The sequence below is a fragment of the Stenotrophomonas sp. SrG genome, from assembly GCF_050031795.1.
GTDB classification, from domain to species: Bacteria; Pseudomonadota; Gammaproteobacteria; order Xanthomonadales; family Xanthomonadaceae; genus Stenotrophomonas; species Stenotrophomonas rhizophila_A.
In genome coordinates this window covers 1-240 of the sequence record NZ_JBNBBE010001090.1, presented here as the reverse complement: position 1 = coordinate 240, position 240 = coordinate 1, and the positions used below count along the sequence as shown (strand labels likewise).

1 protein-coding gene is annotated in these 240 nt (G+C 68.8%); it reads right to left on the bottom strand.

Translation table 11 applies throughout. The features are described from left to right. Positions 1-240 (bottom strand): hypothetical protein (locus ACQG3P_RS22840; protein ID WP_426806322.1); only part of this gene is annotated, 240 nt, incomplete at both ends.

Here is a 240-nt window from a genome sequence, read left to right as displayed (position 1 = left end):
ACGGCCTGGTGCAGGGGCCTCGACGCTGGGTACGTGGTGCGTGACTGCTGGCACGCGCTCTCGGAGGTATCTTGGGTGCTGATGCCCTGCTTATACTCGGTGGGAGCCACGGAGCAGGTCGGGCAGGCCGGGTCGGATGCGGTGCCGACCTGCGCGGCACGGTTGCTCAGCCTGTCGAAGTCGCACACCAGGAACTGGCCGGTCAGGCGCGGATCGGTGTGCCCCGCGCACGCATCGATG